Here is a 12,735-nt window from a genome sequence, read left to right on the forward strand (position 1 = left end):
ATTTATAACAAGACCAAACTTCTGGTAAAAGTTATTTTCTTTTTTGGAAGATGTAGATATTTATCAAAAAGCGTTTTGAAGAAATACTCAAGCTCTGAACAGTGAGATATTATGCATATCTGATATAAACGGTTGTAGTCCACGTCCCACATATTACGTTATGCATACATGTTAGTTATATGAGCGGGCCAGCCAAGGGCTTGGCTGCCGTTTTCATTGAAAGAAAAATTCTTATCGATATCCTCACTTCTAAAAGCCAGCATAAAAATTAAATTATTGAACCCCCTTACCTTAATCGCAACACTACTGACGAAAGGATTATTAAAATCACTTGCTTGCATTTTATTTCCTTTAAAAATTGAATATAGACTTGGGAAAATAACATCCTGAAGGAATTTCTTCAGATAATTCAGTCATAGATATCAGTGTTTATTTTCAGAAGCATAAGCGCCTCATCCATAGGTTTCTTTTGAAATGTCGCTTTCTGCATAAACTGAATTAACGAATCGGCCTCAAAACGGTTAAAGCCATTGTCCAGCCCATCAATAAGTCCTGCCAGCTGGGACTGGGTCAGCCGAGCCAGGAAGGCACGCATCCTGATTTCAGAAACAGGGCGTGTCCGGTGGCAGTCAGAACACAGCGCGCGAAATGCACTGAGCGGATACTCCCATGGCTCATAGCCCTGACTTATCGTGGTGTAATAACAGTGATGCGCCTCCAAGTAGCCGTTTGCACCACAGTCCTGGCACTCGTGACCGGCCACGTCCTTTACCAGAGAGGCTTTCCGTTTCCATCTCGGATCGCAGAGTTTTGAGGCATAGGTACCGTTGAGCCTGCGGTAGTCATAATTATCGGTAGGATAAAATCCTATGCTCCAGGAATAACCCAGTTCATACCAGAAGCCAAAGGACTCAATCAGATCCTCAAATTCAGTGGTGTCACACCCCGTGTTCACCAGGTTCCATAACCCGCTACCGTCAATCACCATGACCATCAGCGCATCGTCATGCACCTCTTCTTTTCGTTTGTTCCATTCCTTCCGGGTATAAAAATGCGCATCACCTAACATGCCCTCTTTTATAGCCCACTCAGTGAGGGCATGTTTCATCCTTTCCAGATTTCTTAACATTATGCAACCTCACCATATACTCAGTTTTGAGAAGGAAATATATATCCTTCAGTTGAGAGGAATGGAACATTTCCGGCGTGACAGTATAGATTGAACTTCCCTATATTATTATCACTAGTATAAGTACTATCGAGCGAAAGCACACATTGTTTCTGTGAAAACTCTGGCGTTTCGCGGCACATGTCAGCTATTACGTTTGTTATGTTATAAATACACTTAAAAAGGTCGAACCCAGGGTAATAATTTTTTCCCTCATGAATAAGATAACGTCCCTGAGCCAGAAATGAATCCTGCTCTGATATATATTCAAATCCATCGATAAACTCACATATAGACTCAATTTCTTTTAAGCCATCACGTCTTTTTTTCGTGTTTAATACGGCTTTAGCTATCACAGAGACGGGGATAATAATCATTTCTGTATGGCTAAGTGAAAATTCATTCCTGGCATTAAATACTCTGAATTCATCAACATCCCCGACGTGATGGAAATAGTTTCTGATAATCCTCAGAAGCTTGAATTCCGGGTGTTGAGCAATGCTTAAATCAAATTGCATGCGAATGCGATCTTGAAATGAGTGCAGGTTATTAAGGAAGCTGAAAAGCGTATTTATGTCACGTTCCCCCATGTTCCTGAAGTCTGCTAGCTCTTTACTACTATGAAAAAAACGGTCTATGAAGGTGTGTTGTTCCATCACCAATCACCCCTGAATGGAAAGTGTAACTTGAGAGCTATAAAGTATGCCTTCATCCGTTGTCAATGTCAGGCCTATTTACCAGTCACCTTTTGCTTCATGCCTGGTCACTGTGTAAAAAAAAGAAATGCGAGCCAGCGCAGTGCTATCAGGTAAAATGGAAAGACATAATCCGGTCAGATAAAAGCAAAAAAACTATGGACGAAGAAAAGTACATCTGTGACGTCTGCATCGAAGACTCTTACGTCAGCCAGCATATCCGATCGCATGGACAAAGCGGGGAACCGTGCAGTTACTGCGGACAGGCAGAAAGCACGGTTGAGCTAAGTGACGTCGCAGACCGTATGCATGCGGTATTTAATGGTTACTACACATCATATTTTGAAAACGAAAACTTTGCGTTCGGGGCTACCACGGAGGAAGTCATATCAGAGGAACTGGGCGTGAATGAAGCGGCCTGCCGGGATATATTTGATCTTCTCTGTGAGAAATATAATGAATGGGAAGATGAAACGTACAGTATTTTCTATGTTTATGTTAAAGAGCCATTTGAAGTAACGGAATTTGATTACACATGGAAAAAAATCAAGAAGTCGCTAGAGACCGAAAGTCGCTATTTTAACAGTAGCCTGCGCACCTTTCTTGACCGGATATTTTCGGGCGTGGAACAAGCATACATTTCATCCGGCGTGACAATCAGGATCATTGATGAAAATGATGTTATGTACAGGGCGAGAGCGTTTGATGATTACAATAAAATCAAAGCAGAGTTAGAACATCCTGAGCGTAATTTCGGTCCGCCACCTTCAGCCAAGGCTCAAGCCGGAAGGATGAACGCTCCGGGTGTACCGGTGTTCTACGGCGCAGCCAGTCGTGAAACGGCAATTGCCGAGGTCCGACCCGCTGTAGGTAGTGTGGTGGTAGTAGCACCCTTCAGACCAACGCGCCCGATGCGTATTCTTGACCTGTCGGCGCTTGAACACATCGTAATAAAAGAGGGCAGCCTGTTCGATCCGGAAACACTTGGCCAGATTGAAGTCACATCGTTCCTCAGAACCTTATTACGAAAGCTCACGGTCCCCGTAACAGCTGCCCGGACGGACAGCGAATATCTGATAACTCAGGCTGTTTCAGAATACCTCAGCATTTCTGATTCACTAAAGCTGGACGGCATAATGTTTCATTCAACGCAGAGTGCACACCCCGAAAATAAGGATGATGCTAAATATAATATCGTTCTGTTCAGAAATTCGTCTCGCGTGAGAAATGGAGGTGCGAACGGCGTAAAATACAGGGTTGAAATGTACGAAAATGCCGAAGATGACATTTGGTATCCCAGCCCGTCGATTACCTCTTTGGACCAAGCGAAACTTAATTCTTCTCCATCTACTAACCTTCATAAAAAATTTAATAAAGCAGATCTTGTGATGGATACTGCAGGCCTTAAGGTACATTTTGTAACCGGTGTACAGTATGACACTTTTCCTGCTGACATTGCGCTGAAGTTCAGTGCCAACCTGACTGGGGGCGCTCAGACTGACCGGACGTCAGTAGGGACTTAAGGCATTTGAATTAAGGCGGAAAGGGCCACCCCGCCTTTTTACGTTTCTGAAAGTCATCTGGCATGACGCCTGCATTGGCGTACCGGTTGCCTTCCCGCCAGATGGTGCTAAGGCCGCGGAATAATATCGCTTGAGGCATACATCACCCCGGCCTATTGCATCTCCTCCCGGATTAACTTTCGGACAGGATCATAGGGAGATCATTTTTTGAAACGCTGATATTCTGGTCCGGACTCACGGAACGGAGAAGCTTTAGATGTCTGAATATACCCTGCAGGACTGCAACGTAACGGTGCCTGACGTATTCCGCGATCGCACCATGAACCTCTTTACCCTCAGCCATACGAATGCCAATGAATTCACCTTCGTGATTTCACGCGCAACAGCTGCTGCAGAAGACACGCTTCAGTCAGTATCTCAAAGACTGTCATCCGAACTGCAGGCTACCCTGCAGGATCTCTCACTTAATCATGCCCGGCTCACCGAAATAAATGGCAGGCAGGCACTGGAACTGTTTTACAGTTTCAAATCTGGCGAAAGAATCATCTTTCAGAAACAAAGGGTTGTACTGACATCTGAATTCAGTACTGGGAAAAAGTTGCTCTGCTTCATTGGCACCTGCCCGGATGCGTTTGACGATTACCATAGCCGCATCTACGACAACATCACGGACAGCATTACATTTCCGGACGATGCACAAGGTTCACCCGCGCGGGGCAGCCAGATCTCCGCCGACAGTCAGGAAATCTTCTTCAGCTTTGACCGTGACAGCCGCGAACTTACCGTGTTCCCTTCAATTTCTGATCTCTACTCATCTATTGATCTCAGTCGGGCCAGGAACGGCAGTTATCTGTTCTTTGACGCTGCCGGCGAGCCGCTGATGCTGTCTCCGATACCTGACGGCGAGCATGCTGGCCGCTTTGCGCTGTGGAAGATGACCGGTGCCAGAACTCCGGGACTCAAATCAAGCCTGCTTCTGGCCAGAAGTGTCCGGGGTGTTAACGGCCTGGATACAGCTGAAGCTGTTGAGGCTTACCTCAGCCAGAGGATAAATGAAAAATGAGTGGTGCAGCTGAAGCCTTTTCCGCTGCACGAGTGGGGGACGGCATAGAACATTCTGCCTCTAAAGGCTGGCTGGTGCTCGGTCTGATAGGCGGGGCCATTGCCGGCGCGGCGTTAACGCTGGCCACGGGGGGCGTAGGAACCGTAGTACTGGCCGCGACGATCGCTGGTGCTGCAGGTGGCGGCGGGCTGGGAGAAGTTCTGGGCAGCATGTCGTGGGCACCCCACCACGAAACCGGCCATCTGGTCACCGGTTCATCAAACGTGTTCATCAACGGAAGGCCGGCGGTGATGTCGCATATGTCGGTGGGTGACTGTGACGAGCACGGCACGGCCCTTCAGCGTGTAGCAGAAGGGTCTTCACGCGTATTCATCAATGGACTTCCCGCAGCCAGGACGGGGGACCGCCTGACATGCAGTGGTGTAATCAGTGATGGCTCCCCCAACGTCTACATTGGTGGCAGTAAAGAGCAGACTGACATAATCAGTCCGGAAATTCCGGACTGGGTTGACAGAGTGCTGCTGGGTGTAGGCCTCGCTGCCACTGCCGTTCTGGCTGGGCCGGCCATAGCCCTGCTTGGTTTTGCGGGAGGCATGGGTGGAGGCTATGGTGGCGCTTACATAGGCGGGAAATTATGGGGCGAAGGTTCTGACGGTCAGAAGTGGCTTTCGCTGGGCGGTGCGTTTGCTGGAGGCCTTGCCGGCGCAAAAGGAGGCTCAGCCTTCAATGCATGGCGCAACACGCCTAAGAGCCTCATCAACCTCAAAGAAATAGAACCCCAGCTGGCCACCGATCCGGACAGTGCCTTTTTCTGGTCAGGACGAACTGAAGGTGTCGGCGGCCCTGACGTCGCAGAAGGCATTGCCAAGTCCCGGGGCGGTGTCACGCTTGAGTCCACAATCAAAGATAAAAACATTAAAATGCCTGAATGGGATTTCGACAACCCGCAGAGCATCAAGGCCTGGGAGGACGTCTCAGCATCTTATGCAAAACAGGTATCTGGAGAAGTCAGGGCCGTCGTGGGACAGTCACTGCGTGAAGGTAATATTTGGGAAAACGTTGAGTTACCGCGCCTGATGGGCAATGATAACGTCACGAAAATCACCACAATCGATCCGGTATCACAGACGGAAAAAGTCATTTTTGTAAGGGATAACTGATATGAAAATTACAGGCACCAGTTCATATGTGATGCTCGATATAGACGGAAAAAAAATCAGGGCAGAAGGTGAAATGGTCGTGGGTGGTTTCGTGGCTGAAACAAGCACTATGAAACAATTTGAACCCCCCTACGAAAGTGAACCCGTAACTGATGCCGTTCGTCAGCACTATATCGATGAAGCAGTCAAAAAAACTCAGGGGTCTCATATGGTCCTGAAGTTTGTTTAAATATTCCCAGTGAAGGTGACTTGCTAATCACCTTCACGTCTCAATCCCGCCAGGACTTTCAGACAGACGGGAATGGTGGCATTTCCATTTTGCCTGCTGCCTCCCAGTACCACCAACGGCCCTGACCATATTCCACATCATAATGGGCAGATTTTTCCTGTTTACGTTGTAGGTATTCGGGTGTGTTCATTCCGAAAACTTCCATTGGCAGCGCATCCACGCCTTTCACGTCCTTCAGAACGAAGTCCGGGAATACGTCTTCCTCACCGTCGTAGCGCAGAGGCTTGATGAAGGCACGTTCTTCCTTCCATAGTTTGTCTTCGACAGCCGCCTCATAGCCGGAATCGAGCGGAATAAAGCGTGGACTGACCGTCATCAGCGCCACATCGAGCACGGTACTGCAGCTCGACGGCCGGTTACGCCCGTCTACTTTTCTGAACGACGTTTCAGGCGGCTCTGTTTCAGCGATAACCACGACTTTCATTCCCCTTCGCCAGTCCCCGAGTTCGCGGCTAAAGCTCCGCTCCAAGCGGTGACGAACGTCTTCAGGCATAACCAGATCAGGAAAGCCAGAAAACAGCCCCAGCGGCAGCATTGCCTGGAGCCGTGCTTCACCGGCCTCACTCCAGCCAGCCAACATGGAAACCACAATAAGTCGCCTTTTGCTTTTTTCGGCTGCTCTCAGATGCTCCCGGTTGGCGATAACCTGCTGAGTACCTTTCAGGGCCATGAGCAGGAGGGATTCTTCCAGTGGCACGCGACCAATACGAATCCGGGCCGCAGTCTGCTGCAGGTGCCAGCTCACCCAGCCAGGGGTACGTTTCTTTTTATCGAAAGCGGGGTGCCAGACATTAATACCAGACTGCTCCCACAACAGGTGCAGAAGCCCCAGCAGGCTCATCGATGGCCGTCGTTTTCGTTTGACCGGTTCGTCATCTGAGACATTTTGAGCCGGTTTTACATCAGAAGGTGCCTTTTTCTGCAGGCCCGTGGGCAGTCTGACCACAATTGTGCCATCCGCTGCAGCACGGACAGCTTCTCCCTGATAAATCTCTGCCTGACGTTCATCAGAGCACACCGAATAAAACCGGCAGTCAGGTTTATGCTCATTACCTGTAAACGCGTATGAAGATAGCCAGCAGCGTTCGGTATCCCGGGAGTAGTGAACTTTCAGGCGCCTCCTGACAGGATCACTTTCCGCCGGCAGACACCTGCAGGTCACCACTGTAGTTTTTTTATTATCCCGGGAGTGCTTAAGCCAGCGCTGCCAGGCGGATATTTCATTCAGCTGGAAAGCCTCAGACGCCTCCTGCTGGCCCCGCTGACCAGTGAAGTGAACCGGATAAACTTTTTTCTTTGTCATATACAGTCCGCTCAGCAGATTATATTTCGCCTGTAGATCATGAATAGTTGCACTGTACGGGCGATGACTCTGCCCAAAGGCGGTTAAATTCATTCTGATACTGCTGACTCAGGAATGAATTGCCCCGGATAACCAGGGCATTCTCAGCATTACGTTTTTCAGCCGATGAGGTGTAATTAAACGCTCCGGTCTGCACGCCACTTTTTCCTGTCGTAATAAATTCGTTATGCATAATACTTTACTGTGTATCCTTTCTGACCGGAACACCCGAATCGGCAGTCCGTTAATCAGTAACCAGCTGCCGTGACTTTTTTTCATCAACCACCACTCTTACGAGTACACCCCGTTTTGATAGCTTTCAAGCGCTTCTGCTACTGGAACATTTGTAAATTCGTACAGAGACACTTCGGCAGAACCGGCACCTGGGCGTTTAAAATATATGATGAGTATCAGAGCGGTGCAGTCCTGTGAAAGCCCGCCTGCAGGTCAGAACTGGCATAAGGGAAAAATGACAAAAACAGATTGGTTGATGCGATTCAGACGTTGTCGTTCGATTGATACGCTGGAGGCTGTATATGAGCACCTGAAATACAAAGGTGACTCGAAAGAAGAGTTCGCAATTAACTCAGCATATGATCATCGTAAAGCTGAATTGACAATGGGAAAGTTGTTTGATCGCGTTCCGCCACACGTATGGAAATTCGTTAAATGAGAGACTGCATGGAGTAGCAGCAAGATTTTACCGGTAACTGACGGCGCACACACAAATTGTTTGTGTGTGCGCCGTCAGTTGAACAAGCCGCAGGCGCGTTAGCAAAGAAGATCGTTTATCCACATTTGCACAGGCTCGATCCAATAACTTACCAATTTAGATCCTTATAGCTCCTAAAAGATCCCGCTGTCTCTCAGGCCCTGCCACATAAGGCCTGAAGCACTTTTATGATGTGTGGTGGCGGGATAAACATGTGTTCTGAAGGGAAAATCATGTGTGCTGGTGGGCTGGTAATGTGTGCTGTTGGGATGTAGTGTGTGTGCTGTTGGGATAGAAGCCATTTTTAGTAACAGGAAGATCCTGTGACGCAGAGTTGAGATAACTATATGACAGATAAGTCATTCATTGGCGATGCACTTTATAGTGACATGGTCAGTAAAGAAAAACAGCTCACAGTTAATTCTAACAATACTGTTCAGCCAGTGGCATTGATGCGCCTTGGTGTTTTCGTGCCTAAACCCACAAAATCACAGGGTGAAAACAATATTGTTGATGCTTCGGAATTGTTTTCACAGCTGGAGATTGCCCGGGCTGAAGGTTACGATCATATCAATATTTCAGGTCCGCGACTCGATATGGATAGTGACTTCAAAGTGTGGATAGGAGTTATCTATGCTTTCAGCCGACACGGACTGACATCGAATAAAATTGAACTGAAATTCACTGAGTTTGCTAAAGGGTGTGGCTTTTCTGCTAAACGTATAGACGGCAGGCTACGCCTTTCGATCCATGAGTCTTTGGGGAAATTACGTAATAAATCAATTTCTTTCAAACGTGGACGTGATGCTAAGGGAAGTTATCAGACAGGGCTTTTGAAAACAGGCTACTTTGATGCTGAAAAAGATATCGTCCAGCTTGAAGCGGATGAAAAACTCTGGGAACTGTTTCAGCTGGACTACAGAGTCCTTCTTCAGCAACATGCAATCAAAGCACTACCCAAGAAGGAAGCGGCTCAGGCTATTTACACTTTCATTGAAAGCCTTCCAGCCAATCCTATTCCGGTAAGCTTTTCACGTTTACGTGAACGTCTCTCTCTCAGCAGTTCTGTAAGCGAACAAAACCGCACAATCAAAAAAGCGCTTGAGCAGTTACAAAAGATAGGTTACCTGGAATTCTCACTGGTTCGTAAAGCGCGGGAAAATTTCGTTATTATTCATAAGCGTAACCCCAAACTTAAACCAGCTGACATCTGAATGTGTGCTATCGGGGGCCTTAGACAGCCCTCCACTTCAGAACAGTAATTATGCTATCCCGCCAGCGCACATGCTCAGTCAATGCATTGTTCCGGAAACCTGCCAGGGCACATATTAAGGGCTCTGACTCTTAACAGCAGCCCGTCAGCACACACTCTCGGGTAATTTAAGCACAGCTGATCCCCTCCAGCACACATTAATCTCCCGCTAACGCACATAATTATGAGTCATTCAGGATAACCTATCCTGCCAGCACACACTTTTCTGAAGTTCCTGAAGCTCAGTTTGCCGCCAACACACATGATCGTGACTTTCGGACGGGCTTAACCGGCCATGACACATTTTAGTTTCACCTAAACTCGTATCCCTCCAGCACACATTTCTGTATCCAAAATGAAGAAAAAAGCCTGTCAGCCTGCATTTCTTTGCTTCTGCAAAGTAAATAGGCGTCCACCTTATCAGTCAGTTGCTCCATATAGCCCGTTATATACGGCTTTTTGAGGAACTGCCTGTAAGCAGAACCGCCAGAACATATGTTGAAGTCCTGTGCTTTTTAATACCCGCCAGCACACATTTTCCTTTGGGAAATGACATCCCGCCAGCGCACATTCTCTTTCATGCCAACCGTATCCCGCCAGCACACACGATCTATTGCTTAGTTCTAGATGCTTTAGGTTGCAAGTCTCCTATTTCAGACGTGTATTGTCTAAAAGGTTGAGTAAATGAGACTTTTCATCTTCTCTACCAAAATAACCGTACTCAGTTTTTTAATTAAAATTGTGCCTCTGCCAAATTTACTGAAGCATGCATGAATGACCTTCGAAACTTCTGAAACTGTACAGGCATCAGCTGCAGAGTAACTGAAAGACATTGCGTATTATCGCTGAAGTAGAGGGAATTTCAGCCTGAAATAAATTAATAAAATCAAACAAAAACATATACTTGAATGCTTTATGATGTGGGGTAAAACCCATCTGAATTTCAGTGCATTTCTTATGCTGAGACTGTGATTCACTCACTAACAGGACATCACTTTTGCCGGTAGAGACGTGATACTGTGAGCAATATTTTTTTCTCATGTACAAGAAATTCATGTCTTTCCGAAAAATGTTGCTCTGACATTTTTGACATGTACAATCAACATAAAAATTGACAACGGAACCGTTAAATGAAAAGTCATTATGGTGGCGTGGACGAGACTGCACGCAGAGCCAGCGCAATGTTGCGCAGTATGAGCGACGATATATCCCTCAGAAGAAATGAGTTTGGTCTGGATCAGTACTACCAGACATTCACACGTAACTCTGTGGCGAACCTGCCTAAACTCAGCCGGCGTGCAGTTGAGCAGGCGATCGATGAAATGGAAGCGCAGGGGCATGTCTTCGGCAGAAAAGACGCCGGTAATACCCGACACTATGCGCTGACCATTAAAGACGTAGTTGATATTTACGCTCACCGCAAAGTGCCTAAATACCGTGATTTGCACGCCGGGGAAGGCCCCTTTGTTATCTTTGTTGTGAATCTGAAGGGTGGCGTGTCGAAAACCGTGAGCACGGTGACGCTTGCACATGGATTACGTGTTCATCAGGATCTTCTGCAGCATGATCTTCGTGTCCTTGTGGTTGACCTTGATCCCCAGGCCTCAAGCACCATGTTTCTCAGCCAGCAAAACAGCATTGGCTCTATAATGGAGACGGCTGCACAGGCAATGCTTAACGATCTTGACGCTGAGCAGCTCCGTGAAGACATTATTAAACCCACAATCATTCCTGGTGTGGATGTGATCCCCGCCTCCATAGACGATGGTTTCATTGCCAGTCAGTGGAATGATCTCGTCAGAGAACACCTGCCGGACAAGTTACCCTCAGAAGTTCTGCGCCGCACTATCATTGACCGTGTTGGCGGGGATTATGATTTTATCTTTATCGATACCGGTCCTCACCTTGATGCTTTCATGCTGAATGCTCTCGCGGCAAGCGATTTACTGCTCACACCCACACCGCCGGCACAGGTGGATTTTCACTCCACTCTGAAATATCTTACCCGACTGCCTGAAATGATTGAGCAGCTTGAGGAAGAGGGAATTACGCCGCGTATAAAAGGGAATATAGGCTTTATGTCGAAAATGACCTCAAAGCGTGACCATGAGATGACACATGGTCTGGCCCGCGATGTCTTCACTTCTTACATTCTTGATGCGGCACTGCCACGGCTGGATGGCTTTGAACGTTGTGGAGAGAGCTTTGATACCATCATCAGCGCCGATCCGGGTTCTTATCCGGGCAGTGCTGAGGCGCTGAAAAAGGCAAAACGGGAAGCAGAACGTTTTACTCAGGCTGTATTTAAAAGGATTGAGTTCATCAGGGGTGTGAAATGAAGAAAGAAATGGTGAAACTGGGCCGGCAGCTGGGTAACTCAAGTTTTTCGAAAATGATGAGCGAGTCTGACAGCGAGCGGGTTTTCACCCTGAAGTCTGGTACTCAGGCCCGTTTTGTTCTGACAAAGTTTCTGCATGATGACATTGAAGCACAGACTTTTGTAGACGCAGCCGTTAATGGTCGAGACCAGGCCTTTCTGACGCGCGAATCGGTCAGTGATATTTCCCGTACCATAAGACTGCAGCAGTTCTTTCCCGCTATTGGCCGGGAGGTAGACGGACGTACAGAGATTCTCGATGGTTCACGCCGCCGGGCGGCCTGTCTTTACAACGGGACCGCCTTTGAAGTGCTGGTGACGCGTGATGCGTTGTCTCTCTCTGATGCCAGACAACTGGCCGCTGACATTCAGACTGCCAGAGAACATACGCTGCGTGAACTCGGTAAACGATTAAAGCTGATGTATCCTGCAGATATGAATCAGTCAGATATTGCCGCCGCAGAAGGACTTTCTGCGGCCAAGGTCACCCGGGCGTTTCAGGCGGCTGCAGTTCCTGAAGAGATCATTGCGGTGTTTCCTTCTGTCAGTGAACTCTCCATCAGTGACTATCAGATTCTGCTTGAGGTGACTGAGAGAGCCCGGACGAGAGGCATCAGCACGGAGGAGTTAACTGGCCACGTTCGTGCACGTATCGAAAGTGACGCGCATTACGACAGGGGTGATCCCACTTATAAGGCAAAAATAATCAGTTATTTTCGCGCTGAAATCGCAGAGCCTAAAAAAGGGTCGGCCGGCAAAAAAGTCGTGACTGAAAAACTGGCTGAATTTGCTGATAAAAAGCAGTTTGCCAGAAAGAAAACGGATTCAGATAAACGGATGGTTACTTATGAATTCTCGCGCCTTTCTGCAGCCTGTCAGGCTGAACTTGATGCCGCTGTCAGAAGCGTCATTGAGCGTATGGTTGTGAATGAAAAAGACGCATGACTTACTGCCGGTTGCGGGAAATCCAGAAGAGGATTCCCGCAAAAAAACTTCTTTAACCTTATGTTTTTTTTTGAATAAAGAAAGAAAATTTCAATCTGAAATTCCCCGAATAGCATTTTCTTTAATTGCCAGCAGCTGACAGGGCCGGTTCTGGTCAAAGCAACAGAGCTATCATAGCTGTCCAGCCTTAAGCATGATAAAAGAACAGG

13 protein-coding genes are annotated in these 12,735 nt (G+C 47.5%); 8 read left to right on the top strand and 5 right to left on the bottom strand.

The annotated features are described in order from the left end of the window. Nucleotides 1–158: 158 nt before the first annotated feature. From ACO6VX_RS21335 to ACO6VX_RS21345, 3 genes are all read right to left on the bottom strand, one after another. Nucleotides 159–341: a hypothetical protein gene (locus ACO6VX_RS21335; protein WP_422431965.1), complete on the bottom strand. Its 183-nt coding sequence runs from the start codon at nucleotides 339–341 to the stop codon at nucleotides 159–161. Between the two features lie 68 nt (nucleotides 342–409). Then, entirely contained in the window at nucleotides 410–1,129 is a 720-nt protein-coding gene (locus ACO6VX_RS21340) for a hypothetical protein (RefSeq protein ID WP_422431963.1), read from the bottom strand. 20 nt (nucleotides 1,130–1,149) lie between these two features. Continuing rightward, nucleotides 1,150–1,824 carry a hypothetical protein gene (locus tag ACO6VX_RS21345; protein ID WP_172607955.1) on the bottom strand — a complete coding sequence of 225 codons (675 nt, stop codon included), beginning with the start codon at nucleotides 1,822–1,824 and terminating at the stop codon, nucleotides 1,150–1,152. Nucleotides 1,825–2,021: 197 nt separating this feature from the next. On the opposite strand from ACO6VX_RS21345, the gene ACO6VX_RS21350 reads away from it, so the two are divergent. The 4 genes from ACO6VX_RS21350 to ACO6VX_RS21365 all read left to right on the top strand — a co-directional run bounded on the left by ACO6VX_RS21350 (nucleotide 2,022) and on the right by ACO6VX_RS21365 (nucleotide 5,838). Beyond that, complete coding sequence (locus ACO6VX_RS21350; RefSeq protein ID WP_422431961.1) at nucleotides 2,022–3,386, top strand: RES domain-containing protein; 1,365 nt, start codon at nucleotides 2,022–2,024, stop codon at nucleotides 3,384–3,386. A gap of 256 nt (nucleotides 3,387–3,642) precedes the next feature. Further along, nucleotides 3,643–4,449 carry a DcrB-related protein gene (locus tag ACO6VX_RS21355; RefSeq protein ID WP_422431959.1) on the top strand — a complete coding sequence of 269 codons (807 nt, stop codon included), beginning with the start codon at nucleotides 3,643–3,645 and terminating at the stop codon, nucleotides 4,447–4,449. Then, the gene (locus ACO6VX_RS21360; protein ID WP_172607958.1) at nucleotides 4,446–5,609 is read left to right on the top strand and encodes a PAAR domain-containing protein; all 1,164 of its coding nucleotides are present in this window, start codon (nucleotides 4,446–4,448) and stop codon (nucleotides 5,607–5,609) included. Before ACO6VX_RS21355 ends, ACO6VX_RS21360 begins: the two co-directional genes overlap by 4 nt. A gap of 1 nt (nucleotide 5,610) precedes the next feature. Further along, complete coding sequence (locus ACO6VX_RS21365; protein WP_008924478.1) at nucleotides 5,611–5,838, top strand: Imm74 family immunity protein; 228 nt, start codon at nucleotides 5,611–5,613, stop codon at nucleotides 5,836–5,838. Between the two features lie 58 nt (nucleotides 5,839–5,896). On the opposite strand, the gene ACO6VX_RS21370 is transcribed toward ACO6VX_RS21365, so the two are convergent. Continuing rightward, nucleotides 5,897–7,294, bottom strand: a complete 1,398-nt coding sequence (locus tag ACO6VX_RS21370; RefSeq protein WP_422431956.1) for a DUF1173 family protein — start codon at nucleotides 7,292–7,294, stop codon at nucleotides 5,897–5,899. Then, a complete protein-coding gene (locus ACO6VX_RS21375; protein ID WP_235765230.1) occupies nucleotides 7,239–7,433 on the bottom strand; it encodes a phospholipase D-like domain-containing protein in 195 nt (64 codons plus the stop codon). Before ACO6VX_RS21375 ends, ACO6VX_RS21370 begins: the two co-directional genes overlap by 56 nt. Before the next feature lie 276 nt (nucleotides 7,434–7,709). Between ACO6VX_RS21375 and hha the strand changes: the two genes are divergently transcribed. From hha to ACO6VX_RS21395, 4 genes are all read left to right on the top strand, one after another. Next, nucleotides 7,710–7,913, top strand: a complete 204-nt coding sequence (gene hha, locus ACO6VX_RS21380; protein ID WP_172607959.1) for a hemolysin expression modulator Hha — start codon at nucleotides 7,710–7,712, stop codon at nucleotides 7,911–7,913. 386 nt (nucleotides 7,914–8,299) lie between these two features. Further along, nucleotides 8,300–9,166, top strand: a complete 867-nt coding sequence (locus ACO6VX_RS21385; protein ID WP_010260494.1) for a RepB family plasmid replication initiator protein — start codon at nucleotides 8,300–8,302, stop codon at nucleotides 9,164–9,166. Nucleotides 9,167–10,334: 1,168 nt separating this feature from the next. Continuing rightward, nucleotides 10,335–11,543, top strand: coding sequence for an AAA family ATPase (locus ACO6VX_RS21390; protein ID WP_069026998.1), 1,209 nt, complete (start codon nucleotides 10,335–10,337; stop codon nucleotides 11,541–11,543). Next, nucleotides 11,540–12,526 carry a ParB family protein gene (locus ACO6VX_RS21395; RefSeq protein WP_422431954.1) on the top strand — a complete coding sequence of 329 codons (987 nt, stop codon included), beginning with the start codon at nucleotides 11,540–11,542 and terminating at the stop codon, nucleotides 12,524–12,526. The genes ACO6VX_RS21390 and ACO6VX_RS21395 overlap by 4 nt, the downstream gene beginning before the upstream one ends. Nucleotides 12,527–12,735 lie beyond the last annotated feature (209 nt).

The organism is Pantoea sp. BJFS-204, assembly GCF_049310725.1.
GTDB lineage: Bacteria > Pseudomonadota > Gammaproteobacteria > Enterobacterales > Enterobacteriaceae > Pantoea > Pantoea agglomerans.

Excerpts from the sequence above, each read along its gene's own strand:
- ACO6VX_RS21335 (WP_422431965.1), bottom strand. The coding sequence starts at position 341 with ATGCAAGCAAGTGATTTTAATAATCCTTTCGTCAGTAGTGTTGCGATT.
- ACO6VX_RS21340 (WP_422431963.1), bottom strand. The coding sequence starts at position 1,129 with ATGTTAAGAAATCTGGAAAGGATGAAACATGCCCTCACTGAGTGGGCT.
- ACO6VX_RS21345 (WP_172607955.1), bottom strand. The coding sequence starts at position 1,824 with ATGGAACAACACACCTTCATAGACCGTTTTTTTCATAGTAGTAAAGAG.
- ACO6VX_RS21350 (WP_422431961.1), top strand. The coding sequence starts at position 2,022 with ATGGACGAAGAAAAGTACATCTGTGACGTCTGCATCGAAGACTCTTAC.
- ACO6VX_RS21355 (WP_422431959.1), top strand. The coding sequence starts at position 3,643 with ATGTCTGAATATACCCTGCAGGACTGCAACGTAACGGTGCCTGACGTA.
- ACO6VX_RS21360 (WP_172607958.1), top strand. The coding sequence starts at position 4,446 with ATGAGTGGTGCAGCTGAAGCCTTTTCCGCTGCACGAGTGGGGGACGGC.
- ACO6VX_RS21365 (WP_008924478.1), top strand. The coding sequence starts at position 5,611 with ATGAAAATTACAGGCACCAGTTCATATGTGATGCTCGATATAGACGGA.
- ACO6VX_RS21370 (WP_422431956.1), bottom strand. The coding sequence starts at position 7,294 with ATGAATTTAACCGCCTTTGGGCAGAGTCATCGCCCGTACAGTGCAACT.
- ACO6VX_RS21375 (WP_235765230.1), bottom strand. The coding sequence starts at position 7,433 with ATGCATAACGAATTTATTACGACAGGAAAAAGTGGCGTGCAGACCGGA.
- hha (WP_172607959.1), top strand. The coding sequence starts at position 7,710 with ATGACAAAAACAGATTGGTTGATGCGATTCAGACGTTGTCGTTCGATT.
- ACO6VX_RS21385 (WP_010260494.1), top strand. The coding sequence starts at position 8,300 with ATGACAGATAAGTCATTCATTGGCGATGCACTTTATAGTGACATGGTC.
- ACO6VX_RS21390 (WP_069026998.1), top strand. The coding sequence starts at position 10,335 with ATGAAAAGTCATTATGGTGGCGTGGACGAGACTGCACGCAGAGCCAGC.
- ACO6VX_RS21395 (WP_422431954.1), top strand. The coding sequence starts at position 11,540 with ATGAAGAAAGAAATGGTGAAACTGGGCCGGCAGCTGGGTAACTCAAGT.